Raw genomic sequence first — 25,359 nt, 5'->3', positions numbered from 1 at the left:
TCCCCGCGCAATGGCGAAGCCATTGTCGCTGGAGGCACTCGCGTAGCGCTGCCAGCCGGGCCGTCGCCCTTCGAGGGCGGCTGAAGAAGCGGACACCTCAGGGTGACGGCGAAGTGCTTCCGAAAAATGGATTGACGATGGACAGCCCACCGATGCTGCGGCCGTGCTGCATGTCCTCGCTATACAGCGTCTCGCAGCCAGCCTCGATCGCGGCCGCTACGATCAGAGCATCGTAGAAGGCAAGCGTATGGTCGCGCGCAAGCGCAAGCGCCGTAGCGTGCGTGTCGGCGGTGAGCGGTGCGATATCCGGAAACCGAAATCGGATGGCTTGCACCGCGGCCTCGATAACGGACCAGTCCTGTCTTTGCTTCTTGCGCAGTACGTTGGTGAACTCGTTCAGCACCTGCGCACTGATGACGCCGCCGCCAGCAATTGTGGTCAGCGCGCGCTCGCGCCGGATGTCGGCCGAAAAGGCATAGACCAAGATGTTGCTGTCGAAGAACGAGCTCATCTCTCGTTCGCTTCGTCGCGGTCGAATTTGTAACCCTCGGGCAGGGGAATCCGGAACTGCTCGGCTCGCTTGAGAAATTCCGCTCGTCTGTCGACCTTCTCTACTTTGATCTGGCCTGTCGAAGCCTCTACGACGTTGAGCTCGTCACCGGGGGCGAGGTTCAAGGCCTCAACGAGTGCCTTAGGCAGACGGACTGCGAGGCTGTTACCCCATTTGGAGACCAGCATGGACTGCTCCATGATATACAGGATTATTGTATATCATGGATAGGATATCATCGCAATTCAAGGGCTTCAGGTCCTGGAATGCCGCTGATCATCCGGGACGGCCGTCAGCTTGGTACGAATCGGGAAGGGGCGAGAGGTTCCCGCCCGTTTACTTCACGGCCCCAAACCGGCTGTCGAACGAGTTCGACTGCACGACCGGCGCGGCTCCCATGATCTGGGTTGCTTCACCCGCGCCATCCGACACCGACGGCTTGAGCGCAGGGCGGGTTGCGGCGAGACGGGTGTCGGGCTTCGCAGGTTCGGCGGGCTTGGCAGCGACAACAGCCGGCTTCGGCGCATCCTTCGCTGCATCCTTGGACTTGTCGTGTCCCGGCACGAACCGGGTCACCGCGGCCTTCAGCCGGGACGCCGCGCTCGGCGGCGTCGTGGTCGTCGCGGCCGGGGCGACAGATGCCGTGGCTTGCGGCGAAGGCGTGGTCGCCGTGGCCTCGGCGTTGCCCATGCCCATCTTGCGGCCGAGATTCGAGAAGAAGCCGGATTTCTCAGGTGCAGCAGCGGTGGCGACGCGGGTGTTGGCGGCGGGCGCGCTGACGGCGACAACCGGCTCCTCCTGCGGCGAGGGCGCGGCTGCATCGAGATTCGGCTTCGGCGGATTGACGTGCCCAGGGATCGTGCCCGGCGCCTTCGCCATGGCCAGCATCTGCAACGTCGTGCCTTCGGCGCCCTCCGACAGGCCGGTCGAGCCTTCCGGAATCTTCGCGGCGAAGATTTTGTTCATGCCGCCGTCGATGCCGGTGTTCATGCGCGCAACGGGCGTGCCACGCGAAACCAGCTTGCTGTACTCCGCCTGGTCGCGCGCATCCTTCTCGCGCACAGCGCTGGCGATCTCCTCGGGGATCACATAGGCCGGGCACTTTGCAGACGCGTCGAACACCGGATCGCGCTTGGCGTCGGGCGGCTTGGCGGCGTCGAAGACGTACTTCTTCTCGCAGAAATCGACCTTCGGCTCCTGCCGCGTCACCTCGAAATGATCATAGCCTTCCTTGATCATCTTCCAGAACGGCATGTTCGGATTGTTCCGGTGCTTGGCCATGTTCACCGGCGTCATCTTGAACGGATAGGCCTGCAGCTGAAACGCCTTCTGGCCGCCGAAGAAGGACTCGCGCCCGAGCGAATAGATCTCGGCGATCTGCTCGTCCGTCATCGCGTAGCAGCCGCGCGACGAACAATCGCCATGCACCATCAGCTGCGAGCCGCTGCGGCCCAAGGCCTTGTCGAACGCGTTCGGATAGCCCGTGTTGAACGACAAATAGTATGCCGATTGCGGATTCATCTGGCCCGGATTGATCGAGTAGAATCCTTCCGGCGCCTGGCGATCGCCTTCGCGCACCTTCGGCCCGAGGTCGCCCGACCAGCGACAGATCGGATAGGTCTTGAGCAGCGCGAACTGGCCGTTGCGGGTCTGCTTCCAGACCTCGAGCTCGGCCTCCTGCTTGAACAGGCGCACCAGGATCGGCGATTGCAGGTCCATGTTCTTCTCGACCATCGCGGCGAGAAGTTTTGGCGGCACCGGCTGGTTGGCCTTGGCATTGGTCGCAAGCGAAACCTGGTCGGTGTCGCAGCCGGCCAGCACAAAGCTGGCGGCAAGCGCCACCGAAACCAAAAACGCGCGAGCAAGCGAACGAGAAATCAAGATGGACCCCACACCGTCCAGGGCATCGCGCGCAAACCCCAATCTTGAAGCATGATCCGACCGGAGACCCGGACCCGTCGCGACGGGCTTTTTCGCAATCACGCTCCAGCGCTTATGCCCTGAAGCCATTGATTAAAATTCTAACCTCTGGGGCATGTGGTCGCAACCCGAGCGGGGATCACGAGCCCGTTGGCCCAAAGGTGTGGTCAACGAAGACTTAAACTGGGCCGTAACTTGGGCCTCGCGGCCAAACCGGTACAGAGATCGCTGATTTGGGCAAAAAAAGGGTTAACGCGGGGTTACCGGGGCCTACGGCGCGGTTTGGCCGGCCTCAAACTCAGTGTCGTCCTGGCGAAAGCCAGGACCCATTACCCCAAGGAGGGTGACGCGGCCGACGGGCCCCAAACCTGCCCGAATCAGCCCAGTTTCCGGCCAATATCGAGGAATTTCTGCCGTCGATGCTTGCGAATGGCGGCGCCGTCCAGACCCCGGAGCTCATCAAAGGCCTTGGCGATGGCGTCGCCCGTGGTGGCGATCATGGCGGCGGGGTCGCGATGGGCGCCGCCGACCGGCTCCTTCAGGATGCTGTCGATCACGCCGAAGCGGAGCATGTCCTGGGCGGTGATCTTCATGTTGTTGGCGGCTTCCTGCGCCTTGGAGCCGTCGCGCCACAGAATCGAGGACGCCGCCTCGGGCGAGATCACGCTGTAGATCGCGTGCTCCAGCATCAGGACCTTGTTGGCGGTGGTGATGGCGATGGCGCCGCCGGACATGCCCTCGCCGGTGATGATGGCGACGTTCGGCACTGTCAGTGCCATGCAGGCATCGGTCGAACGCGCGATCGCCTCGGCCTGGCCGCGCTCTTCCGCGCCGATGCCGGGATAGGCGCCGGCGGAATCGGCGAGCGACAGCACCGGCAGGCCGAACCGCTCGGCCATCTCCATCAGCCGCACGCATTTGCGATAGCCCTCGGGCCGCGCCATGCCGAAATTATGCTTGATGCGGCTCTCGGTGGAATCGCCCTTTTCCTGGCCCATCACGCAGATGGCCTCGCCGCGGAAGCGGCCGAAGCCGGCCACCAGCGCCTCGTCCTCGCCGAATTTGCGATCGCCGGCGAGCGGGGTGAACTCGGTGATCAGGCCCTTGATGAAGTCGTTGAAATGCGGCCGCTGCGGATGCCGCGCGACCAGCGTCTTCTGCCACGGCGTCAGGTTCAGATAGAGGTCGGCCATCGCCTGCGCGGCCTTGTCCTCGATCCGCCCGATCTCCTCGGCGATGTCGCTGCCGGAGGCCGCAAGCGTCCGCAATTCGTCGAGCTTGGAATCGAGCTCGGCGACGGGCTTTTCGAAATCGAGATAGCTGCGCATCTGGTCTGGCATCAACTCAATATAGGAAGAACGGGGCGAGGCGGCGAAGCGGATTCGATGTCGCGGTAAGAAATGTAGGTTCGTCAATGAGTTGGCTTGTGTGCTCGCAACGAGCGCAGGCCAAATCATCGTGAGGCCCCGGCTCTTTCTGCGGAGATGTGGCCGAAGTCAAGGCGGTTTCGGGCTGTGGCCTGTAGCCGGGCTACCGGAGACTCATTTCTCCGCCAGGGGGTGCAGGTCGCGGACCAGGCTCTTCAGCCGCTCCTCGACCACGTGGGTGTAGATCTGAGTCGTCGAGATGTCGGTGTGGCCGAGCAGCGTCTGCACGATGCGCAAATCGGCCCCGTTGTGCAGCAGGTGGCTGGCGAAGGCGTGGCGCAGCACGTGGGGGGAGACCAGCCGGGCCTGCAGCCCCGAAGCAACCGCGAGCTCCTTCAAGTCGCGGGCAAAATGCTGCCGCGTCAGATGTCCGCTCTCGCCGAACGAGGGGAACAACCATTTCGAGGCCGCCACGCTGTTCTTCTTGTCTGTCTTGCTGTTGTCCTTGGCCGCCTCCGTCGCCGCGAGATAATCGGCCATCGCCTGGCGCGAGGCCTCGTTGAGCGGCACCAGCCGTTCCTTGTTGCCCTTGCCGCGCACCACGATCATGCGGGCGTCGCGCTTCGCGGCCGTGCGCGGCAGCGCCACCAGCTCGGAGACGCGCAGGCCGGTGGCGTAGAGCACCTCGAGCAGGCAATAGAGCCTCAGGGCGCGCAGCCGTTTCGACGGCGAGGCATCCTCCGCCTCGCTCAATTCCTTGGCGCGGCGGAGCATGCGGTCGACATCCGCGATCGACAGCACCTTCGGCAGGCCGCGGCCGCGCTTCGGGCCGGACAGGATCGCCGCGGGATCGTCGGTTCTGATGCGTTCGTTCAGGAGGAAGCGATAGAGATGCCGCATCGCCGACAGCCGCCGCGCGACGCTGGTGGATTTGAAGCCTCGCGTGTCGAGATCGGCGAGATAGTCGCGCAGCGTCTGTGTTTCCGCATCCTCAAATGCATGGCCGACGCGGCCGAGAAACTCGGAGAAGTCGGTGAGGTCGCGGCGGTAGGCATCGAGCGTGTTGGGGCCGGCGCCCTGTTCCGCCGCGAGCATGTCGAGGAACAGGCCGGTGAGTTTTGTATCTGAGGGCTTGCTGGTGGAAGATCTGGCACGCATGCCCGGCAGCCTAGCCCCTATTTCTTGAGAAACTTATCCGGCGGGATCGTCACCGTCATTTCCCGCGGCTTCGGATTGACGAAGTTCGCCAGCGCGAAGACCACGCCATAGACGATGCCGGCGATCACGGCGACGACCGTCAGGAAGCGGAACAGGCTGGGCATCGGCAGGATCTCGGAGGGGTCTCGGTCAGGGGCTCGGCGGGCAAATTAACCAATGAAATCATCCAACACGTTCGCTGTTTCGTGGCAAGAGTCCTCTGGCGAGGGCCCCTGCGGGGTCGTATAGGTGGCCAAAGGATGCCGCCTTTGGCGGCAGATCGAGCGAGACCCAATCGAGCGAGACAAATGCCCGACGCCGCGTTGCCGATCCAAGCTTCGCCCGAGGCCGACATCCTGTCGGCGCTGGGGACGCGCTCGATCGTGCTCGTCGGCATGATGGGAGTGGGCAAATCCACCATCGGCCGCCGCATGGCTCTCAGGCTCAAGCTGCCCTTCATCGATGCCGACACCGAGATCGAGGCGGCGGCCGGCATGACCATACCGGAAATCTTCGAGCGCCACGGCGAGCCGCATTTCCGCGACGGCGAGGCCCGCGTGATCGCGCGTCTGCTTGACGGCGGTCCCATCGTGCTGGCGACCGGCGGCGGCGCCTTCATGCGCGAGGAGACGCGGGGCCGCATCGCGGCGAAGGCGATCTCGATCTGGCTCAAGGCCGATCATGATGTCATCATGCGCCGCGTGCGCCGGCGCGCCGACCGTCCGCTGCTCCAGACCGCCGATCCCGAGGGAACCGTGACGCGCCTGCTCACCGAGCGCGAGCCGGTCTACGGCCATGCCGACCTCACCATCGCCTCGCGCGACGTGCCGCACGACAAGATCGTCGATGAGACCATCGAAACGCTGCGCGCGCATCTTTGCGGCGAACAGGCGTCCCCGCCACCAGCCGACGTCGCGAGTGCCGCACGATGACCGCGCCCTTGAAACATTCCGATCCCGTCAACGTCGAAGTCGCGCTGGAGAATCGCGCCTATGACATCGTCATCGGCCGCGGCGTGCTGGCCTCGCTCGGCGAACGGGTCGCGCGTCTGCGTCCCGGCGTGCGCACCGCGATCGTGACGGATCGCACGGTCGCGAAATATTGGCTCGAGCCCGCCGAGGCATCGCTCGCAGCCGCGGGCATTCCGACATCGCGCATCGTCGTCGAGGAAGGCGAGATCTCCAAGACCTATGCCGGCCTCGAAAAGGTCAGCGAGGCCCTGATCGCCGCGAAGATCGAGCGCAACGATCTGGTCATCGCGCTCGGCGGCGGCGTGGTCGGCGATCTCGCCGGCTTTGCCGCGGCGATCCTGCGCCGCGGCGTCGATTTCGTGCAGGTGCCGACCTCGCTGCTGGCGCAGGTCGATTCCTCCGTCGGCGGCAAGACCGGCATTAACTCGCCGCAGGGCAAGAATCTGCTCGGCGCCTTCCACCAGCCGGTGCTGGTGATCGCCGACACCGCCGTGCTCGACACGTTGTCGCCGCGGCAGTTCCGCGCCGGCTATGCCGAGGTCGCCAAATACGGCGTGCTCGGCGACGAGGCCTTCTTCGCCTGGCTCGAGAAGAACCATTCCGACATCTCCAAAGGCGGTTCGGCGCGCGAGCATGCGATCGCGACCTCCTGCCGCGCCAAGGCCGGCGTCGTCTCGCGCGACGAGCGCGAGACCGGCGAGCGCGCGCTGCTCAATCTCGGCCATACGTTTGGTCATGCGCTGGAAGCCGCGACCGGCTTCTCCGACCGCCTGTTTCACGGCGAGGGCGTTTCGATCGGCATGACGCTGGCGGCGCAGCTCTCGGCCAGGCTCGGCATGATCGGCGAGGCGGATGCGACGCGAGTCGAGCGTCACCTCATTGAGGCCGGCCTGCCGACGCGCTTGCAGGACATCGCGGGCTTCGCGCAGGAGGGGCTTGCCGATGCCGACGCGCTGATGGCGCTGATGGCGCAGGACAAGAAGGTCGAGCGCGGCAGGCTCACCTTTATCCTGCTGGAGGCGGTGGGGCGGGCCGTCGTCGTGAAGAACGTCGAGCCGGCTCCGGTGCGCGACTTCCTCAAGGACAAGCTCGCCCAGAAGGCGTGACACGCGGCTGAACGGCGTTAAAGCGTTTTCGAGCGAAGTGGGTACCGGTTCGCGTCAAGAAAACGCGTCAAAACAAGAAACCAGAGTGGTTCATGGATTGGCTCGGATTCACCATCGTCATTCTCTGCCTGCTCGTCTCCGGCTTCTTCGCCGCGAGCGAGACCGCACTGACCGGCGCCTCGCGCGCCAGCATGCTGCGGCTCTCCAAGCAGGGTAATCGCGACGCCGACGTGGTCTCGCAGCTGCTCGACATGCGCGAGCGCCTGATCGGTGCGCTGCTGCTCGGCAACAACATCGCCAATATCAGTGCATCCGCGCTGGCCACCAGTATCTTCACGGCCTGGTTCGGCGACGTCGGCGTGCTCTATGCCACCGGCTTGATGACCGCACTGGTCGTGATCTTCGCCGAGGTGCTGCCCAAGACCATCGCAATCAACGCGCCCGACCGCATGGCGCTGGCAGTCGCCCGCCCGATGCGGCTGACGATGTACGTGCTGGGGCCGTTGCTGCGGATCGTGGAAGTCATCGTGCGGCTGTTGATGCGCCTGTTTGGCCTTGCCGGCGAGCACCAGGCGATCCTGTCGCCGACCGAGCGCCTCCGCGGCGCGGTCGACCTGCTGCATCATGAAGGCAAGTTCGAGAAGCTGGACCGCGACATGCTCGGCGGGCTGCTCGATCTGCGCGAGCTCCAGGTCTCCGACGTCATGATCCATCGCACCGAGATGACGATGATCAACGCCGATCTGCCGCCGGAGGATCTGGTGCGCGAGGTGCTGGCGGCCGAATACACCCGCATCCCGCTGTGGCGCGAGAAGCCGGAAAACATCATCGGCGTGCTCCACGCCAAGGATCTGCTGCGCGCGATCCGCGCGGCCGACGGCGAGACCTCGCGCATCGACGTCTCCACCATCGCGCTACCGCCCTGGTTCGTGCCGGAGATGCGGCCCGTCTCCGAGCAGCTCAAGGCGTTCCGCCGCCGCAAGACCCATTTCGCCCTGGTCGTCGACGAGTACGGCGAAGTGGAAGGTCTCGTGACGCTGGAAGACATTCTGGAAGAGATCGTTGGCGACATTTCCGACGAGCATGACGTCGTGGTCGCGGGCGTGCGCGCCCAGCCGGACGGCTCGGTCGTCGTCGACGGCTCGGTGCCGATCCGCGACCTCAACCGCGCCATGGACTGGCACCTGCCTGACGAAGAGGCAACGACGGTCGCCGGCCTCGTCATTCACGAGGCGCGCTCGATCCCCGACCGCGGCCAGAGTTTCACCTTCCACGGCTTCCGCTTCCGCGTCCTCCGCCGTGAACGCAACCGCATCACCGCACTCCGTATTTCACCGGTGCCGCGCGAGACGGAAATGGAAGAAGCCAAGCGGCGGCGGGCCGGGACGTCGTTTTGATTCCTCGGTCATTCCGGGGCGATGCGAAGCATCGAACTATGGTGCGCAATTGCGCACCTGAGAATCTCGAGATTCCGGGTTCGGCTCTTCGAGCCGCCCCGGAATGACCAAGCTAATTTTCTCCCGGCGCTTGCGCGTGGATCGCCAGCGCGTGCACGCTGCCTGCGAGTTCCGCGGCCAGTGCCGAATTTATCATGCGGTGGCGATCGACCCGGCTCTTCCCTTTGAAGCCCTGAGACACGATATATACGCGGAAGTGCGTCTCGCCGCTCGGCCGATGGCCGGCGTGGCCCTCATGCAAATGTGACTCGTCGACGACTTGCAGGCTTTCCGGCGTGAAAGCTTCCTGCAACTTGTTGCTGATAGTGTCTCTCATAGCCATGGGTGTGCCTTAAGGTGCGCGACCGCACTCCGTCAATTGCGTAGGCTGCCCTTGGGTAGCCGTTCTTCAGGACGCCGAGGCGAAGCTTCGGCTATGTGTTTTCAGCTAATTGCAATGTCAAGACTTGAAGGTTTTTGCATTGCGTAGTCAAAGTCAGCCATGCCGATTGATTCATCAAAGTTCTTCGACTCCATCCGGGTCAAGCCGAAAGGCAAGCAGCCGGAAGTGAAGCCGCGCGACGCCGTGGTCAATTGCGAATGGACCGGGTGTCAGAACAAGGGCGCGCATCGTGCGCCCAAGGGTCGCGACAATCAGCGTGAGTACTGGCACTTCTGCCTGAACCACGTGCGCGAGTACAACCAGAACTACAATTTCTTTTCCGGCATGAATGCCGACGCTGTCGCGCGCTATCAGAAGGATGCACTGACCGGTCATCGTCCGACCTGGAAGATGGGCGCCAATGGCGGCGTCAAGAAAGGCGCGGAAGCCGAGATCGACGGCGCCTTCGATCCGTTCAGCATGTTCCAGGAGCTCAACGGCCGCACCGGCTGGCGCGCCGGGCCGCAGGCCGCGCCCAAGGCCGAGACGCGCAAGATCATGAATGCCGAGCGCAAGGCGCTCCAGGTGATGGGCCTCGGCCCCGAGTCCACGCTCGCCGACGTCAAGTCCAAGTACAAGGCGCTGGTGAAGCAGCACCACCCCGACGCCAACGGCGGCGACCGCTCCACCGAGGACCGCCTGATCGAGATCATCAAGGCGTATAATTACCTGAAGACCGTGGTGCGCGAGGCCTGAGGCCGCGCCTCTGTCTTCCCTTCTCCCCTTGTGGGAGAAGGTGGCGCGAAGCGCCGGATGAGGGGTTGCTTCCTCAAATTCCAATGCAAGGGAATGTGCGGGGAGAGAACCCCTCACCCGTCTCGCCGCTGCGCGGCGAGCCACCCTCTCCCACAAGGGGAGAGGGAAAGAACGCCGTTCCATCCAGGCTACGTTTCATCACGCCTTCGGCATCGCCCCCACATATGACGAGCTCGGCCGGATCAGCCGTCCCGTCCGCTGCTGCTCGCGCGCATGTGCCGTCCAACCGGCGGCGCGCGCCACCGCGAAGATCGGCGTGAAGGCCTGCCTCGGGATCGCCAGCGCATCGAGCAGGATCGCGGTGAAGAACTCCACATTGGTCTCCAGCGGCCGGTCCGGGTTCTTCTTGCGCAGCGCGCTGCGGATATAGGCTTCGACCTCGCCGGCAAACGGCAGGTCGGCGCCGTCCGAGGCCAGCGCCTCGATCGCGGTCTTGAGCACGTCGGCGCGGGGATCGCGCACGCGATACACGCGGTGGCCGAAACCCATCATCCGCTCGCCGCGGGCGAGTGCCGCGTCCACCCAGGGCTGGATGCGCTCGCGCGAGCCGATCGCGTCGAGCATTTCCAGCACCGGCTCCGGCGCGCCGCCATGCAGCGGACCCGTCAGCGCGCAATAGCCGGCGGTGACGGCGGCAAACAGATCTGCCTGCGTTGAGGCCACCACGCGCGCGGTGAAGGTCGAGGCGTTCATGCCGTGGTCGCTCGCGGTGACGAGGTAGGCGTCCAGCGCCGTGACCTCGCGTGGTTCAGGCGCGCGCCCGTGCAGCATGCGAAGCGTATCGGCAGCATGGCTCACGTTCGGATCGGGCGCCACGGGATCGAGACCCCTAGCGCGGCGGACGAGCGCGCCCGCAATCACCGGGAATGCGCCGACGATCGTCGCCTCATGAGCGAGGCCGTGCTCGGCGCGAAGTCCCGCGACCGCCGCGCGAAACCCGTCGATGACGCCCATGCCGCGCGTTGCCGGCAGCAACTCATCCAGCCGCGCGAAGGCGCGCTCGCGTGCGGCGCCCAGGCTTGCGCGCACATTGGCTTCGCTCAGCGTGGTCGTGCTGGCGCCGTTCCAGAGCCGGGCGGTGACGCCCTCAAAGCTCGACTGGCTCGCCAGTCGGCCAACATGCTCGCCGGCGATGATCAACTCGCCCCGCTCGCCGTCGACATGGCTCAGCACGGTTTCGGCCGCGGGAACGCCGTCCAGCCCGATCTGGCTTTTGGTGAGGTGGATGTTCATGGCCCAAATCTCCTTTGCACAAGCCAAAGGTCGGGCCTCTCGACAGATTGATCAATCTTGATTACATAAATCAATATGAAAAATTCCGAGGAGCTATACCTCTCGGCCCGGGAAGCCGCCGCCGAGCTCACGATCTCGCCGGCCACGCTCTACGCCTATGTCAGCCGCGGCCTGGTCCGCTCCGAGCCGACGCCGGACTCGCGCAAGAACCGCTATCGCGCCGAGGACGTCCGGGCGCTGAAGGAGCGCCGGGTGCCGTCGCCGGAGCCGCGCGGTCTGCGCAGCTTCGATGCCGATCTGCCGGTCATGGACACGGAGATCTCCACCATCACCGAGGACGGCGCGATCTATCGCGGCGTCAATTGCGTCGATCTCGCCGAGCACGACACGCTGGAGCACACCGCGACGCTTCTGTGGGACGTCTCCGGCGTCGATCCCTTTGCGCCGGATAATCAGCCCGCGGTGTCCGATGAGATGCGCCTGATCGCGCAGGCGGCGCACCGCGCCGCGCCGATCGATCGCGCCATTGCCGTGCTGGCGCTCGCATCGAGCGCTGATCCCCGCGCCTTCACCCGCGCGCATGATGGACGCGCGATGGTCGGTGCGCGCATCGTCCGGCTCCTGGTCGCGACCATGCTCAATACGGAGCCGTCTGCCGAGCCGCTGCACCAGCAGATCGCGAGGGCCTGGGCGCCCGACAACAAGCACGCGGCCGAACTCATCCGCCGCGCGCTGGTTCTGCTCGCCGAGCATGAATTGAACGCGTCCACCTTCACCGCGCGCTGCGCGGCCTCGACCGGCCTCAATCTTTATGACTCCGTCATCGCCGGCCTCGCCGCGCTGAAGGGACCGAAGCACGGCGGTGCGGGCGTGCTCGCCTCGCAGCTCGTCAAGGCGCTGGTGGATCGTGACGTCGAGCCAATGGTCCGCGAACGCGTCGCGCTCGGCGAACGCTTTGCCGGCTTCGGTCACGGCGTCTACAAGCGGGGCGATCGGCGCGCGCAGTCGCTCCTGAATGCCCTGGCCCGCGCCGGCGCACCGCGCAAATTCACCAAGGAGGTGCCGGAGCGGATCGCGGAGGCGACAGGCGAACTCGTCAATATCGACTACGCGCTCGCGGTGCTCGTGCACGCGCTGCGCCTGCCTGGAGGCAGCGAGCTGGCTTTGTTCGCCATGGCCCGCAGCGTCGGCTGGATCGCCCATGCCAGCGAGCAATTGCAGTTCGGCAAGCTGATCAGGCCAAGGGCGCGTTATGTTGGGCCTGCACCGGGGCGACGGGCAGGGGAGCCGGACGCAAAGGCCTAGATCATACGTGCGGGCATGCGTGTCAGCTCAGACTCCCCGCAAAGCGTTCCGCGAGCTTGTTCTTCTTGAATGCATCCGCCACCCAGTCCACGAAGGCTCTCGTCTTTGCCGGCACCAGCTTGCGCGAGGCATGGTAGATCGAGATCGCGCCGGCGTCGCAGTACCAGCGCGGCACGAGGCGCAGCAGCGAACCGTTTTCAAGCGCGGGCAGGGTGTCGGCGGTTGCGAGCATGGCGACCCCGAGGCCCAATAATGCCGCCTCACGCATCGCAGCGGGATCGTTCACCACGATCGCCTCGGAGAGCGAGGCCTGAATTTCCCGACCTGAAACGTCGCGCATCGACCAGTGCCGAATGCGCCCGGTCTGCAGCGAGCGCATGACGATGCCGTCCAGTGTCGCCAATTCGTCCGGCTTGGTCGGAAATGTTCGTCCCGACATATAGGCTGGAGACGCCACGGCGACGATGTGTGCCGGCGCAAGTGTTCGGCTCACGAGACCGGGGGACAACTCGAATCCGCCTCCGATCGCGGCGTCGTAGCCTTCACCGACGAGATCGACTTGGCGATTCTCGAAGTGCCACTCGGCGCGTACCCGCGGATAACGGGCCAGGAAACCGGGAAGCAGCGGCAGGATATGGCCTATGCCGAATGTCGGCGGCAGGCTCACCTTGAGAAGGCCAGCCGGCTCATTGCTCCCCGTCGATATCCCAGTAATCGCTGCCTGCAGTCCCTCCAAATTGTCGGCGATCGCTGCGCGGAACGTCTCCCCGGCCTCCGTCAGCGTCAGCTTTCGCGTGGATCGATGAAACAGCCGGACGCCCAGATTGCGCTCCAGCATCGCGACATTGCGGCTGACAGCAGCCGGCGTCACCGAGAGACGCCGACCTGCCTCGGAAAAGCTGCCGCATTCCGCGCTGCGGAGGAAGGATTCCAGATTAGCCAGCGTTTCCATCAGCTCATTCGAAAGTAATCGTTGAAAATCTTACTACCAAGTTCCCTCTAATCAAGAGGGAATGGTTGCGCCATTTTGAGGTCACTGATCAGTCGATCTGATCTCCATACATCTCGGGAGCATCTTCCATGTCCACCATCGGCATTATCGGCGCGGGCAATATCGGCCGCGCCATCGCCCGGGCGTTCGCGCGTAAGGGCATCGCCACGACCTTGTCTAACAGCCGCGGTCCGGAGAGCTTGGCGACGGCTGTGGCCGACATCGGTCGGCTCGTGACCGCCGGCACTCGCGAGGAGGCGGCTGCCAAGGATATCGTGTTGGTCGCGGTCAACTGGTCGAAGCTGCCTGGCGCGCTTGCGGGCCTGCCGCCGTTCGGCGGCCGCATCGTGGTTGATGCCAACAATCCGATCGAGGCGCCGCTATTCAAGCCGGCTGAACTCGGTGGTCGCGCCTCGTCGGAGGTCTTCGCCGATCTGGTGCCCGGAGCGCGGGTAGTGAAGGCATTCAATCATCTGCTGTCAGAACTCCTCGCAGCTGACCCGACCACCGATGGGGGCAAGCGCGTGCTGTTCTACTCGGGAGATGATGCCGGAGCTAAGACCGCCATCGGCGCGCTGATCGAACAACTCGGATTCTTCGGCATCGATCTTGGCTCGCTCGCGATCGGCGGAAGGTTGACCCAGTTTCCGGGTGGCCCGCTTCCCGCGTTGAACCTGGTCAAGTTCGATTGATGATCCGTCGCGGATATTCGCCGACCAATAATGTGAAGAAAGGCTACGACATGACAACCGGTAGTATCGAATTCGACCATCTGCTTCGTTCAAATCTGGAGCGCGTGTTCAACGAGCGTGACGAGGACAAGCGGCGAGCGGCCATAGCCGTGTTGTTCGTCGATGAGCCCGTCATGTACGAGCCGACGAATATCGTCCGCGGGCGGGCAGAAATATCGAGGATCGCGGGAGATCTTTTGAAGCAGTTCGGGCCGACTTTCAGGTTCGTACCCGATGGCGCGGCTGTCGGGCATCACGGCTTGGGCCATCTAGCCTGGCACGCCGGGCCCGAGCACGGCCCGACCACCGTGACAGGGGCCGACGTGGCTGAAGTCGAAAATGGTAGAATCTCGCGGCTGTGGGTACTTCTCAATACGCCTTGAGAGAAGGTCGCGACGCCGGCGCTAGATCTGCGGCTTCGCCGCGGCGACCGCGCCGCCGTTCCGCCGGCGGTAGACCCACGCCGCTACGCCCAGCAAAATCGCCGCTGCAGCCACAGTCAAAATCCAGATGTGCTTGCCGACATGTCCATGGTGGTGCAGCCCGGCATATTCGTGCAGGGCCGACACCGCCAAAACACCCGGCAGCACATGCGCCGGTGCCCAGACCAGGATCGCCGGAATGTTGATGACGTAGAAGCGGGCCGGAGGCATGCCCAGCGCGCCCGCCGTGACCGGGACGAAGGCACGGATCGGCGGCACGAAGCGGGCGAAGAACACCGCCCAGGTGCCGAAGCGGTGGAAGAAATTCTCGCTCTGCTCGACTACGCGCGGATAGCTGGTCAGCGGCCAGGTGTTGAGGATCTCCCGTTGCTGCCGGTGCCCGATCCAGTAAGCCGAACCGTCGCCGAGCACTGCGCCGAGCGCCGCCGCCAGCAACACCCATTGCAGCCTGAGCTCGCCGCCCGGAACCAGGGCGCTCAGCGCCAGGATGATGGTCGAGCCGGGGATCACCGACCCCACCACTGGAACCGCCTCCAGCAGAGCCGCCAGGAACAGGGTCAGATAGGCCAGCCACGCATGGGCCGAGACGAATGAAATGAGGGGATCGAGAAAGGACGTCACGTCGTCTCTATGGTGGGATTGGGCCTCGGGGTTCGGACCCTGCATTCGGACCCTACATAAGTAACGAGCGGCGGTAAAAGTGCCACCCACGTGGGCAGGACGTGCCTTCCGCACGAAATTCAGGCGTGATTCGCAGGGCAGCCTTCCAAAAATCGCGTTCCTTGCCTATCTAAATGAAAAGACAACGGAACTTTGATTGGGGGGCGGGCTTCTGCCCGCACGTTGTCTCTGATAGGTTCGCAACAGCACCCAGCCGCAGCCAACGTGCAATAACTGGTCTCGGGATCGCCCGGGACCTCGGAGGATTGATGACGACCGCCGCGATGTCCAAAGTTGAGGAAGTTTCCGGTTTGCCCGACATGAAGGTGTCGGTGCGCCAAGTGTTCGGGATCGACAGCGATCTCGAAGTCCCCGCTTATTCCGAAGTCGATCCTCACGTCCCCGAAGTCGATTCCGATTACCGCTTCGATCGCGCCACCACGCTCGCCATTCTTGCCGGCTTCGCCCACAACCGCCGCGTCATGGTCACGGGCTATCACGGCACCGGCAAATCCACCCATATCGAGCAGGTCGCCGCGCGGCTGAACTGGCCCTGCGTGCGCGTCAACCTCGACAGCCACATCAGCCGTATCGACCTCGTCGGCAAGGACTCGATCGTGGTCCGCGACGGCAAGCAGGTCACCGAATTCCGCGACGGCATCCTGCCCTGGGCGCTCCAGCACAATGTCGCGCTGGTGTTCGACGAATACGACGCCGGCCGCCCGGACGTGATGTTCGTGATCCAGCGCGTGCTGGAAGTCTCCGGCCGGCTGACGCTGCTCGACCAGAACAAGGTGATCAAGCCGCATCCGGCATTTCGCATGTTCTCGACCGCCAACACCGTCGGCCTCGGCGACACCTCGGGCCTCTATCACGGCACCCAGCAGATCAACCAGGGCCAGATGGACCGCTGGTCGATCGTCACCACGCTGAACTATCTCAGCCATGACGAGGAAGTGGAGATCGTGCTGGCCAAGGCCAAGCACTATCGCACCACGGAGGGCCGCGACATCGTCAACAAGATGGTTCGCCTCGCCGATCTCACCCGCAACGCTTTCGCCAATGGCGATCTGTCGACGGTGATGAGCCCGCGCACGGTGATCACCTGGGCCGAGAACGCCGACATCTTCGGCGACATCGGATTTGCGTTCCGGGTCACCTTCCTCAACAAGTGCGACGAACTCGAACGTCCCCTCGTCGCCGAGTTCTACCAGCGCTGCTTCAACGCGGAGCTGCCGGAATCGGCGGTGAACGTGGCGCTCAGCTGATTACTCTCGCGATATGTCGTCCCGGCGAACGCCGGGACCCATACCGCGAGGTCTCTCGATGAAGCCACACCGATAGTTTTCCCTGACCGACAACGGCCGGTGGTTATGGGTCCCGGCCTTCGCCGGGACGACGGATAGGGTGAAATGACCACCTCCAACTCCAAATTCCGCAACACCAAGGAAGCCCCGACCGAGCCGTTCAAGCGCTCGGTGGCCTCCTGCCTGAAGGCGATCGCCAAGGCGCCCGAGCTCGACGTCAGCTTCGCCGCCGAGCGTCCCGGGCTCGCACCGGGCAAGGCGCGGCTGCCCGAGCCCGCGCGAAAGATGACCAGGCGCGATGCCGCGATCGTGCGTGGCCATGCCGATTCGATAGCCCTCAAGCTCGCCTGTCACGATCCGAAGGTGCATCGCAAGCTGATGCCCGGCAATCCGCAGGCGCGCGGCGTGTTCGAGGCGGTGGAGCAGGCCCGTGTCGAGGCGATCGGCGCGCGGCGCATGGCGGGGGTTGCGAAAAACCTTACCGCGATGCTCGACGACCATTTCCATCGCGGCAAGTTCGACGAGATCACCGATCGCGCCGACGCGCCGCTCGCCGACGCGCTGGCGATGCTGGTGCGCGAGCGCCTGACCGGCATGGCGCCGCCGACGGCCGCCAAGAAGATGGTCGATCTCTGGCGTCCCATCCTCGAAGACAAGATCGGCAGGCGCCTCGACCGGCTCGACACCGTGGTCGAGGACCAGACCAGGTTCGGCGATGCCGTGCATGATCTCCTGACGGCGCTCGAGATTGGCGACGAGCGCAGCGCCGACAGCGAAGACAATGACGAGAACGACGAGAACCAGGACGGCGACAACGATCAGTCCGGCGCCGAGGGCTCGCCCGATTCCGACGCCGCGCAGGAGATGAGCGCCGACCAGGCCCAGGCATCAAGCGAGGAGATGAGCGAGAGCGCGATGGAAAGCGCGCAGGCTTCGACCTCCGACACCTTCGACGATGGCGAGCTCGGTGACGACGAGACGCCGGGCGAGGCGACGCGGCCGAATTCGCACGGCAAGAACGAGCCGCGCGGGCCGGAATATCACGCCTTCGCGCCGAAATTCGACGAGGTCATCGCCGCCGAAGACCTCTGCGATCATGACGAGCTGGAGCGCCTGCGTGCCTATCTCGACAAGCAGCTCGCGCATCTGCAGGGCATCGTCGCCCGTCTCGCCAATCGCCTCCAGAGGCGCTTGATGGCGCAGCAGAACCGCGCCTGGGAGTTCGATCTCGAAGAGGGCATCCTGGACCCCGCGCGGCTGTCGCGCGTGGTGACCGATCCCTATCACCCGCTGTCCTTCATGCACGAGAAGGAGGCGACGTTCCGCGACACCGTGGTGACGCTGCTGCTCGACAATTCCGGCTCGATGCGCGGCAGGCCGATCACGGTCGCGGCGACCTGCGCCGACATCCTCGCCCGCACGCTGGAGCGTTGCGGCGTCAAGGTCGAGATTCTCGGCTTCACAACGCGCGCCTGGAAGGGCGGGCAATCGCGCGAGGCGTGGCTTGCCGCCGGCAAGCCGGCCAGTCCCGGCCGCCTCAACGATCTCCGCCACATCATCTACAAGTCGGCCGACGCCCCGTGGCGTCGCGCGCGTAAGAATCTCGGCCTGATGATGCGCGAGGGGCTGCTGAAGGAGAACATCGACGGTGAGGCGCTCGATTGGGCGCACAAGCGCCTGCTCGGCCGGCCCGAGCAGCGCAAGATCCTGATGATGATCTCGGACGGCGCGCCGGTCGACGATTCCACGCTGTCGGTCAATCCCGGCAACTACCTCGAGCGGCACCTGCGCCACATCATCGAGGAGATCGAGACCCGCTCGCCGGTCGAGCTGATCGCGATCGGCATCGGCCATGACGTGACGCGCTATTATCGTCGCGCGGTGACGATCGTGGACGCCGAAGAGCTCGGCGGCGCCATCACCGAAAAACTTGCCGAACTCTTCAGCGAGACCAACACCGCGCCCACGCAGCCGGCCGGTCGCCCGCGACGCAAACTGCATTCGTGAGCAACCATCGATCCCGCCGCAGCTTTATCGGCCACGCGGCGGCGGGATTTTCCACTCTCGCACTATCTCGCTTGGCGCAGGCCCAGCCCGCGCCGAAGCCGGCGCTCATCGAGCACGCCGTCGCCGCGCCTGTCGGCATCGAGGTCAACGCGCGGCCGATTCCCAATTTCGAGCCGCGCGACCGCGCGCGCACGCGTTTCGGCTCGCTGGACTATCGCGGCGGCCTGGTGCTGACCTCGCCGCATCGCGGCTTCGGCGGCCTGTCCGGCTTCCGCTTCCTCGACAGCAAAGGCGAGCGCTTCCTCGCGATGTCCGACCAGGGCACCTGGTTCACCGGTCGCATCCGCTATTCCGGGCGGAGCATGGCGGGTCTCGACGACGTCGAGGCCGCGCCGGTGCTCAATGCGCAGGGGCGGCCGATCACGGAGAAGCGGCTGTGGTACGATACCGAGGCGCTCGCGCGTGACGGCGACCTCGTCTATGTCGGGCTCGAGCGCGTCAACCAGATCATGCGGTTCGATTTTTCAAAGGGCGGCACAAGCGCCCGCGGCGAGGTGCTGCCGACGCCGCCGGGCTTGCGGAAACTGCCCTATAACAAGGGTCTCGAGGCGCTGGTGTTCGTCCCCAAGGGGCAGCCGCTCGCGGGGACCTTGATCGCGCTGTCGGAAGGCGGCTTCGATGCCGACGGCAACCTGATCGGATTTCTGATCGGCGGCCCCACACCGGGCCAGTTCAGCATTCGCCGCACCGACCAGCAGCTCATCAGCGACGCCGTGCTGCTGCCCTCGGGCGATCTCCTGATCCTCGAACGCAAATTCTCCTGGTTCACCGGCGTCGATATCCGCATCCGCGCGATCCCCCTGAAATCGATTGCGCCGGGCGCATTGGTCGACGGCCCCGTGCTGTTCAAGGCCGATCTCGGCCACGAGATCGACAACATGGAAGGCATCGACGCCCATTTCACCGCCGACGGCGAGACCGTGCTGACGCTGGTGTCCGACGACAATTTCTCGATGCTCCAGCGCACGCTGCTGCTGCAGTTCGCGCTGGTGGAATAGCCGCAATGCATCCCCCGCGAGCCGCCATTCCCGCCGCGCGGCTGGCAATTGGCGCATCGCCCACTACACTCTCCCCAACTCCCGCCCTCCATCCCTCGGAACTCCCCCGCATGAGCGCCCTGTTTTCCCCGATCAAGCTGCGCGGCCTGACCTTGAAGAACCGCGTCGTGGTGTCGCCGATGTGCCAATATTCGGCCGAGGACGGCGTCCCCACCGACTGGCACTTCACCCACATCAACAATCTCAGCCTGTCGGGCGCGGCGATGTTCTGCATCGAGGCGACCCATGTCGAGGCGATCGGCCGCATCACGCCGGGCTGCCTCGGGCTCTACAGCGATGCCGCCGAGGCCGCGCTGAAGCAGATCCTCACCTCGGTGCGGAAACATTCCTCGACAGCGGTGGCGATGCAGCTCGCGCATGCGGGCCGCAAAGCCAGCAGCGCGCGGCCCTGGGACGGCGGCCAGCTGATCCCGCAGAGCGAGGGCGGCTGGCAGACCGTGGCGCCGTCCGCACTGCCGCACAAGGAGGGCGAAGCCGCGCCGCTGGCACTCGATGCCGCCGGTCTCAAGCGCATCCGCGACGCCTTCGTCGATGCCGCCAAACGCGCCGACCGGATCGGCATCGACGCCATCGAGCTGCACGGCGCGCACGGTTATCTGCTGCATCAATTCCTGTCACCGATCTCGAACAAGCGCACCGACGAGTATGGCGGTTCGCTCGAGAACCGCATGCGCTTCCCGCTGGAGGTCTACGACGCGGTCCGCGCGGTGTTCCCGCACGACAAGCCGGTCGGCATGCGGGTGTCGTCGACCGACTGGGTCGAGGGCGGTTGGGGACTGGCGCAGACCATCGTATTCGCAAATGCGCTGAAGGCGCGCGGCGTCGACTGGATCGATGCCTCCTCCGGCGGCGTCTCGCCGCTGCAGAAGATCGCGCTCGGCCCCGGCTACCAGGTGCAGTTTGCAGAGGCCATCAAGCGCGAGACGGGTTTGCCCACCATCGCCGTCGGCCTGATCACCGAGCCGAAGCAGGCCGAAGACATCGTCGCATCCGGCAAGGCCGACATGATCGCGCTCGCCCGTGGATTGCTCTACGACCCCCGCTGGGCCTGGCACGCCGCAGCGGAGCTCGGCGGCGAGGTCGAAGCCCCGCCGCAATACTGGCGCTCGCAGCCCTCGACGCAGAAGGCGCTGTTCGGCAAGACCAGTTTCGGGGCGCGGTGAGGGGAGCGAGTGTGGCGCGAGGACCACGCCGCATTTACAGTGTCGTCCCGGCGAAGGCCGGGACCCATACCGCGTGATCTAACGACGAGGCGTGGTGGGAGTTGTCAGTGTGCAACTAAACTCTGAGTCTTCGTAAAACATCTCCCTGGGGTTATGGGTCCCGGCCTTCGCCGGGACGACGCGAGAGTGGGGCTTGGGTCGTCACGTCCCACTCCACCCCGCCTCACGCATCCGTAGATCCCCTCACCTTCCACCTCCGCCAAATCTGGCCTAACCTCGCGCGCGTTCAACGCCTCACGGAGGCCCGCCATGCGGTTTCGTATCCGGAAAGCTGCCCACGTCATCGAGCGCGTGGGTCTTGCGATGGCGGGCGCGGCGTGCGGGCTGTTCGTCGGCGCTTACGTGGGATCTGCGATTCCCGCGCTCACCACCGAGGGCTTCCTGCTGCTGATGATGGTGCTGGGCTTTGTCGGCTTCTATCTCGGCATCGACACGCCGCAGCTGCCGTTCGACGAGGCCCACGGTGACATCGACGCCGCGGAGCTGTTGAGCTCCGCCGGCACGCTCTGCGCCACGTTCACCGCGCTCGCCTCCGTCGCCATCATCGTGCTCCGCCTCGAGCCGCATATCGCGTGGAGCTGGTTCGCCTTGTTTGGCTGGATCGCGGGCGTGGCGATGCAGATCGTCGCGGGCGCGAAGGCGCGGATGCGGACGTAGGCTTCTTCCTTCTCCCCTTGTGGGAGAAGGTGGCATAGGCGGCCTTCGGCCGCCGTTCTTGAAAACGCCGACGCTTCGCATCGGCTATGGCGCCGGATGAGGGGTCTCTCTCCGCAGATCCAACTGTGAGAGATGTACCCGCGGAGAGAGACCCCTCACCCGTCTCGCCGCTCTGCGGCGAGCCACCCTCTCCCACAAGGGGAGAGGGTGATTAAGCTGACGTCTCGCTCCCTCTAAAACACCACGCCTACCTTCGTGCCGCGCTTCCACGCCACGCGGCAGCGCTTCTTGGTGTTGACGTGCAGCAGCTCGAACCGATCGGGAATCTTCACCTGTCCGCCGAGATCGACGCAGGCCCCTCCGGGCGAATAGTCGATCAGCGTGCAGGGGATCACCGGCGCGCGCGGGTCGGTGATGATCTTGGCCTGGCGGGATACGAGGCCCGCGGGTTTGACGCGGGCATGTCGTCGCGGATGCATTGGCACTCTCCTCCAATTTCCGCGGATGGCGCGGGTGGTTTGGCAGATGATGCAGAGGAGTTGATGCGATCCGGCTAAGGCGGGGCGGAGAATTTTAATGAAATGTGTCGGTGAATGGAGAAAGCAGCGGTAGCGGGGTGCGGCGGGCGCTCCAAATTCGCCGTCGTCCCGGCGAAGGCCGGGACCCATACCGCGTGATCTCTCGGTTGCGGAAAGTAGGAGTACCGAGCGACGAGTCTTCGCCAAACTGCTCCCTGTGGTTATGGGTCCCGGCCTGCGCCGGGACGACACCTTTTTTGGGGCGGCAGTACCGCCAAGCAAACCTCACCCCACCACGATCTCCCCCGCCTCCGCCGCCATCCCCACATGCGGCGGCACGGGCATCGGCACGGTCACATAATCCTTCGGCAGATTCACCGGCCGATAGTCCGGCTCCACCGCCATCCGCTTCACCACGCTCTCATGCACATGCGCGCCTTCGGGGATGGGGCGCGGTTCGCAATCGGGGATGTAGAACCCCAGAAACACCTTCCGCTCCGGCCATTCCTTGTACGTCGCGCTCTTCGGCAGATACTCCAGCACGCGCCACAGCGCCGTCATCGAATTGTGCAGCTCACCGGTCTTGCCGGTGTAGGCCGGCGGCACGTACTGAAATGGTGAGTTCTTGCGCTGGATGCCCCAGGCGAGCTGGTTCACCGTGCGCGGGTTGAAGTTCAGCCCGGCCTTCGTCGCCTCCTCGATCATCCAGAGCAGCGGATATTTGGACTCGCCGCTCTCGACTTCCGGATAGCCGCCGCCGACGTCGCAATGCACGCCGGCGAACCACACCTGCAGGATGTCCTGCGGCTCCTTCTTCTCGTCGGGCACATAGCGGTTGCGCCAATAATCCTGCGGCTCCTCATACTGCTTGAGGCGGAACATGCAGCGGCGCTCATCGATCGCGATCGCCTGGCGGAAGATGTTGACGCTGGGATTGCGCAGCGTGAAGGCGAGCTCCTCCAGGCTGAACAGAAAGAAGAAGTTGTCGCGCCGCGGCACGATCACGCTCGCCACCGTGTCCCAGACGCCGATGAAGTGGATGGTCGGCCAGCGTGTCGAGGTGATGCGCGCGAATTGCGCGGCGAGGTCGAACGCGTCCTTTGGCAGCGGCCCGCTCTCGTCGATCGCGACGTCCTTGAGATCCTCGACGTCGTTGCCGCGCCCGGTGCCGGAATATTGCTTGTAGGCGACGAGGCCACTGCCTGCGAGGTTGGCCTGCTCCGGCGAGATCAAGCCGATCTTGTGGATCAGCCCCGCCAGCACCCGCACCGTGTAGGCGCCGCGCGAGAAGCCGAACAGGTAAATCCTGTCGCCGGGTGCGTAATGCTCGATCAGGAAGCAATAGGCCGAGAGCACGTTGTCATCGAGCCCGTAGCCGGTGGCGAGCCCCAGCACCAGATTGACGTTGGCTTTCCAGCGGTGCCACGTCGACGGCTCCGTCACGGTGCCGACGCCTGGATCGTAGAACACCATCTGCCGCGGCTTCGTCTTGTCGGTCTTGCGCAGGCAGCGATAGAGCTTCAGGACGTTGGAGATGTTCTCCGAGATCTCGTTGCCGGTGCCGTCACAGCAGATGACGAGATTCTTCGGCTCGGATGTGTGGTCGGCGTTGCGCTCGTGCTCCACAGGACGCCCCTCCAGGTGATGCTACCCGGGCGAGTATAGCGGAAAAGAGTGGGGAGAAGGAGATGGTGGCGAGATTGAACGCGTGATCGCGCCACAAACTCGTCATGCCCGGGCTTGTCCCGGGCATCCACGTTCTTGCTTCCGCGCGAAAGACGTGGATGGCCGGGCCAAGCCCGGCCATGACGGAGTCCGGCGATACGCCGAGCCCGCCCTCCTATCCGCCGCTACTTCTTCTTCTGACCGATCTCCGGCTGCCACGCCGCATCCTTGCGGCTGGGCGCTGCGGCGCTGGTCTTGATCTTGTCCTTCTTCGGCTTCTTGGTCTCGCGGTTGCTGCGTTGCTGTCCCTTGGCCATGACGTCGTCTCCTCCTGGGTTTCGAATTCGTCCGCGTGCGAGATCGGCGCTGCAATGGTCGCTAGGCCAGGCGACGAGATGCACCTGCCCGAGCCATTGAAAGATCGCCGCCGCGCACACGAGGCGCGAAAGATGCAGCGCAACATCGACGCGCGGCAATTGCGTGAGCTGCGCTGACGTGGTCGAGCGTACGCCCGCGTCCTGCCGATGGCGAGGACTAAAACGCCGCGCACGAGTATCGCGATGCGCCTTAAGTCCCGGCCCGCGCTGACATAAAGCTGGCTATTGCCGGGTAACAAGCGCATGGTTCGCCATGGCTGGCGTCGGTTGGGGCCCCTTCTTTGCGAAAGGCAGGCGCGCATGACCATCCGCTCGCGGCGAGAAACCATCACCTTCAAGCATCCATTCCACATCCGCGGCCTCGAGCGCGAATTGCCGGCCGGCGCCTATGAGGTCGTCACCGACGAGCAGATGATCGAGGGCCTGTCGTTCGCGTCCTATCGCCGCGTCGCCACCATGATCACGGTGCCCTCCGAAGGCGTGCGCGGTGCGACGGAGATGCTGTCGATCGGCTCGGTCGACCTGGCGGATGCCCAACGTATCGATGCGAGTGCCTGTAATGACTGACATCCCGGTCGATCTCGACAGCCACCGCGGCATGGCCGCCCAGAAGGCAACCGATCTGCGCCGCGCGCTGGCCGATGTCGAGGCCCAGGTCAGGGAGCTGCGCGAGCGCGAGGCCGAGCTCGAAAACCGCATGATGTCGGTGCCCGCCACGTCCTGGCCCGAGGCCGCCGTGAAGGCCCGCCATCTGCTCAACCTCTATGCCGCGAGCCTGCCCGCCGAAGACACCCGCCACCGCGCGCTGGTGGCCGCGCTATTCGACGATTTCGCAAGACTCAACGGCGACGGCTGAAGCCGGCCAAGTCGCGCAAACACCGGCGTCGTCCCGGCGAAGGCCGGGACCCATAACCACCGAAGTGAATTGTCGTGCACCCTTGTGTCACAGCGTGCTTCGATAACGCCGACCGGCGTCCCCGTGTGCGCGTTGCACAAGGCCGGCACGCCGCGCGGACGCAAAAGGAGTACCCCATGACGCTCACCAGCAGCCGCTTCATCGCCCACGACCAGGACCGCGGCATCGTCCAGTTCTCGATGCAGGACGGCAGTAAGGAGATCGCCTGCGCGATCTCGACCTCCGCCATGGACGACCTCGAGCGCGGCCCGCGCGCCAGGCCCAGCGAGCGCGAAGAGCAGTTCACGCGCCTGCGCGAACGCATCGAAGCCTGCACCGGACGCAAATATCAGGCGACGGAGTTCGAAGGCACGCCGCCGGGGATCGTGCTGCGGAGCATTGATTTTCGGGGTTAGAGCTCTTGATGCGATAGACGGTCTCCTATCATTTAGCTTGGAGCCGGTGGCCCCAGCCAGCCAGATCG

General features: G+C 64.9%; 28 protein-coding genes. 15 read left to right on the top strand and 13 right to left on the bottom strand.

All coding sequences use genetic code 11. The annotated features are described in order from the left end of the window. Nucleotides 1-97: 97 nt before the first annotated feature. From ABIB66_RS34900 to ABIB66_RS34875, 6 genes are all read right to left on the bottom strand, one after another. Nucleotides 98-511 (bottom strand): PIN domain-containing protein, encoded by a 414-nt coding sequence (locus ABIB66_RS34900; RefSeq protein WP_354063412.1) that lies wholly within the window; start codon nucleotides 509-511, stop codon nucleotides 98-100. Then, nucleotides 508-738 carry an AbrB/MazE/SpoVT family DNA-binding domain-containing protein gene (locus ABIB66_RS34895; RefSeq protein ID WP_354207445.1) on the bottom strand — a complete coding sequence of 77 codons (231 nt, stop codon included), beginning with the start codon at nucleotides 736-738 and terminating at the stop codon, nucleotides 508-510. Before ABIB66_RS34895 ends, ABIB66_RS34900 begins: the two co-directional genes overlap by 4 nt. A gap of 148 nt (nucleotides 739-886) precedes the next feature. Continuing rightward, nucleotides 887-2,431, bottom strand: a complete 1,545-nt coding sequence (locus ABIB66_RS34890; protein ID WP_354207447.1) for a L,D-transpeptidase family protein — start codon at nucleotides 2,429-2,431, stop codon at nucleotides 887-889. A gap of 416 nt (nucleotides 2,432-2,847) precedes the next feature. Beyond that, on the bottom strand, nucleotides 2,848-3,810 hold the full coding sequence (locus tag ABIB66_RS34885) for an acetyl-CoA carboxylase carboxyltransferase subunit alpha (RefSeq protein ID WP_354207449.1): 963 nt from the start codon (nucleotides 3,808-3,810) through the stop codon (nucleotides 2,848-2,850). Nucleotides 3,811-4,011: 201 nt separating this feature from the next. Continuing rightward, the gene (xerD, locus tag ABIB66_RS34880) at nucleotides 4,012-4,995 is read right to left on the bottom strand and encodes a site-specific tyrosine recombinase XerD (RefSeq protein ID WP_354207451.1); all 984 of its coding nucleotides are present in this window, start codon (nucleotides 4,993-4,995) and stop codon (nucleotides 4,012-4,014) included. A 17-nt stretch (nucleotides 4,996-5,012) separates the two neighbouring features. Then, nucleotides 5,013-5,159, bottom strand: a complete 147-nt coding sequence (locus tag ABIB66_RS34875) for a hypothetical protein (protein ID WP_035669499.1) — start codon at nucleotides 5,157-5,159, stop codon at nucleotides 5,013-5,015. A gap of 183 nt (nucleotides 5,160-5,342) precedes the next feature. On the opposite strand from ABIB66_RS34875, the gene ABIB66_RS34870 reads away from it, so the two are divergent. From ABIB66_RS34870 to ABIB66_RS34860, 3 genes are all read left to right on the top strand, one after another. Then, on the top strand, nucleotides 5,343-5,966 hold the full coding sequence (locus tag ABIB66_RS34870; protein WP_275172729.1) for a shikimate kinase: 624 nt from the start codon (nucleotides 5,343-5,345) through the stop codon (nucleotides 5,964-5,966). Next, nucleotides 5,963-7,111, top strand: a complete 1,149-nt coding sequence (gene aroB, locus ABIB66_RS34865; protein WP_354207454.1) for a 3-dehydroquinate synthase — start codon at nucleotides 5,963-5,965, stop codon at nucleotides 7,109-7,111. The genes ABIB66_RS34870 and aroB overlap by 4 nt, the downstream gene beginning before the upstream one ends. Before the next feature lie 92 nt (nucleotides 7,112-7,203). Then, nucleotides 7,204-8,508 (top strand): HlyC/CorC family transporter, encoded by a 1,305-nt coding sequence (locus ABIB66_RS34860; RefSeq protein WP_275172731.1) that lies wholly within the window; start codon nucleotides 7,204-7,206, stop codon nucleotides 8,506-8,508. A 112-nt stretch (nucleotides 8,509-8,620) separates the two neighbouring features. Here ABIB66_RS34860 and ABIB66_RS34855 read toward each other — a convergent pair whose 3' ends face one another. After that, on the bottom strand, nucleotides 8,621-8,890 hold the full coding sequence (locus tag ABIB66_RS34855) for a BolA family protein (RefSeq protein WP_354063424.1): 270 nt from the start codon (nucleotides 8,888-8,890) through the stop codon (nucleotides 8,621-8,623). 159 nt (nucleotides 8,891-9,049) lie between these two features. On the opposite strand from ABIB66_RS34855, the gene ABIB66_RS34850 reads away from it, so the two are divergent. Continuing rightward, nucleotides 9,050-9,685 carry a J domain-containing protein gene (locus ABIB66_RS34850; protein WP_007599228.1) on the top strand — a complete coding sequence of 212 codons (636 nt, stop codon included), beginning with the start codon at nucleotides 9,050-9,052 and terminating at the stop codon, nucleotides 9,683-9,685. A gap of 198 nt (nucleotides 9,686-9,883) precedes the next feature. Here the strand turns inward: ABIB66_RS34850 and ABIB66_RS34845 are convergent, their stop codons facing one another. After that, nucleotides 9,884-10,978 (bottom strand): citrate synthase/methylcitrate synthase, encoded by a 1,095-nt coding sequence (locus ABIB66_RS34845; RefSeq protein ID WP_354207457.1) that lies wholly within the window; start codon nucleotides 10,976-10,978, stop codon nucleotides 9,884-9,886. Nucleotides 10,979-11,053: 75 nt separating this feature from the next. Here ABIB66_RS34845 and ABIB66_RS34840 point away from each other — a divergent pair, with 75 nt between their 5' ends. Continuing rightward, nucleotides 11,054-12,283, top strand: coding sequence for a citrate/2-methylcitrate synthase (locus ABIB66_RS34840; protein ID WP_354207459.1), 1,230 nt, complete (start codon nucleotides 11,054-11,056; stop codon nucleotides 12,281-12,283). Nucleotides 12,284-12,305: 22 nt separating this feature from the next. On the opposite strand, the gene ABIB66_RS34835 is transcribed toward ABIB66_RS34840, so the two are convergent. Next, complete coding sequence (locus ABIB66_RS34835) at nucleotides 12,306-13,235, bottom strand: LysR family transcriptional regulator (protein ID WP_275172735.1); 930 nt, start codon at nucleotides 13,233-13,235, stop codon at nucleotides 12,306-12,308. 128 nt (nucleotides 13,236-13,363) lie between these two features. On the opposite strand from ABIB66_RS34835, the gene ABIB66_RS34830 reads away from it, so the two are divergent. Together ABIB66_RS34830 and ABIB66_RS34825 are read left to right on the top strand one after the other, a co-directional pair. After that, nucleotides 13,364-13,966, top strand: coding sequence for an NADPH-dependent F420 reductase (locus tag ABIB66_RS34830; protein WP_354257725.1), 603 nt, complete (start codon nucleotides 13,364-13,366; stop codon nucleotides 13,964-13,966). Continuing rightward, complete coding sequence (locus tag ABIB66_RS34825; RefSeq protein WP_354207921.1) at nucleotides 13,966-14,388, top strand: nuclear transport factor 2 family protein; 423 nt, start codon at nucleotides 13,966-13,968, stop codon at nucleotides 14,386-14,388. Before ABIB66_RS34830 ends, ABIB66_RS34825 begins: the two co-directional genes overlap by 1 nt. A gap of 21 nt (nucleotides 14,389-14,409) precedes the next feature. Here ABIB66_RS34825 and ABIB66_RS34820 read toward each other — a convergent pair whose 3' ends face one another. Continuing rightward, nucleotides 14,410-15,069, bottom strand: coding sequence for a DedA family protein (locus tag ABIB66_RS34820; RefSeq protein ID WP_354207461.1), 660 nt, complete (start codon nucleotides 15,067-15,069; stop codon nucleotides 14,410-14,412). Between the two features lie 308 nt (nucleotides 15,070-15,377). On the opposite strand from ABIB66_RS34820, the gene cobS reads away from it, so the two are divergent. The 5 genes from cobS to ABIB66_RS34795 all read left to right on the top strand — a co-directional run bounded on the left by cobS (nucleotide 15,378) and on the right by ABIB66_RS34795 (nucleotide 21,420). Next, on the top strand, nucleotides 15,378-16,376 hold the full coding sequence (cobS, locus tag ABIB66_RS34815; protein WP_275172738.1) for a cobaltochelatase subunit CobS: 999 nt from the start codon (nucleotides 15,378-15,380) through the stop codon (nucleotides 16,374-16,376). A gap of 144 nt (nucleotides 16,377-16,520) precedes the next feature. Then, nucleotides 16,521-18,422, top strand: a complete 1,902-nt coding sequence (cobT, locus tag ABIB66_RS34810; protein WP_354207464.1) for a cobaltochelatase subunit CobT — start codon at nucleotides 16,521-16,523, stop codon at nucleotides 18,420-18,422. Then, nucleotides 18,419-19,480, top strand: coding sequence for an esterase-like activity of phytase family protein (locus tag ABIB66_RS34805; protein WP_354257722.1), 1,062 nt, complete (start codon nucleotides 18,419-18,421; stop codon nucleotides 19,478-19,480). Before cobT ends, ABIB66_RS34805 begins: the two co-directional genes overlap by 4 nt. Nucleotides 19,481-19,590: 110 nt before the next feature. Further along, a complete protein-coding gene (locus ABIB66_RS34800; protein WP_354207466.1) occupies nucleotides 19,591-20,703 on the top strand; it encodes an NADH:flavin oxidoreductase/NADH oxidase in 1,113 nt (370 codons plus the stop codon). Nucleotides 20,704-21,012: 309 nt separating this feature from the next. Further along, the gene (locus tag ABIB66_RS34795; RefSeq protein WP_275172742.1) at nucleotides 21,013-21,420 is read left to right on the top strand and encodes a hypothetical protein; all 408 of its coding nucleotides are present in this window, start codon (nucleotides 21,013-21,015) and stop codon (nucleotides 21,418-21,420) included. 233 nt (nucleotides 21,421-21,653) lie between these two features. Here the strand turns inward: ABIB66_RS34795 and ABIB66_RS34790 are convergent, their stop codons facing one another. The 3 genes from ABIB66_RS34790 to ABIB66_RS34780 all read right to left on the bottom strand — a co-directional run bounded on the left by ABIB66_RS34790 (nucleotide 21,654) and on the right by ABIB66_RS34780 (nucleotide 23,920). Further along, entirely contained in the window at nucleotides 21,654-21,899 is a 246-nt protein-coding gene (locus tag ABIB66_RS34790; protein WP_007599245.1) for a PilZ domain-containing protein, read from the bottom strand. A 324-nt stretch (nucleotides 21,900-22,223) separates the two neighbouring features. Further along, nucleotides 22,224-23,564, bottom strand: a complete 1,341-nt coding sequence (locus ABIB66_RS34785) for a T6SS phospholipase effector Tle1-like catalytic domain-containing protein (protein ID WP_354207468.1) — start codon at nucleotides 23,562-23,564, stop codon at nucleotides 22,224-22,226. A gap of 224 nt (nucleotides 23,565-23,788) precedes the next feature. Then, nucleotides 23,789-23,920 carry a hypothetical protein gene (locus ABIB66_RS34780; protein WP_007599247.1) on the bottom strand — a complete coding sequence of 44 codons (132 nt, stop codon included), beginning with the start codon at nucleotides 23,918-23,920 and terminating at the stop codon, nucleotides 23,789-23,791. A gap of 360 nt (nucleotides 23,921-24,280) precedes the next feature. Here ABIB66_RS34780 and ABIB66_RS34775 point away from each other — a divergent pair, with 360 nt between their 5' ends. From ABIB66_RS34775 to ABIB66_RS34765, 3 genes are all read left to right on the top strand, one after another. Next, complete coding sequence (locus ABIB66_RS34775) at nucleotides 24,281-24,547, top strand: hypothetical protein (protein WP_354207470.1); 267 nt, start codon at nucleotides 24,281-24,283, stop codon at nucleotides 24,545-24,547. Next, entirely contained in the window at nucleotides 24,540-24,836 is a 297-nt protein-coding gene (locus ABIB66_RS34770) for a hypothetical protein (RefSeq protein WP_007599252.1), read from the top strand. Before ABIB66_RS34775 ends, ABIB66_RS34770 begins: the two co-directional genes overlap by 8 nt. A gap of 176 nt (nucleotides 24,837-25,012) precedes the next feature. After that, nucleotides 25,013-25,291: a DUF1488 family protein gene (locus ABIB66_RS34765; protein ID WP_007604598.1), complete on the top strand. Its 279-nt coding sequence runs from the start codon at nucleotides 25,013-25,015 to the stop codon at nucleotides 25,289-25,291. Nucleotides 25,292-25,359 lie beyond the last annotated feature (68 nt).

Source organism: Bradyrhizobium sp. F1.13.3 (assembly GCF_040548265.1).
Lineage (GTDB): Bacteria > Pseudomonadota > Alphaproteobacteria > Rhizobiales > Xanthobacteraceae > Bradyrhizobium.
Note: the sequence above shows the minus strand (reverse complement) of the source record. Positions and strands in the feature narration are given on the sequence as shown.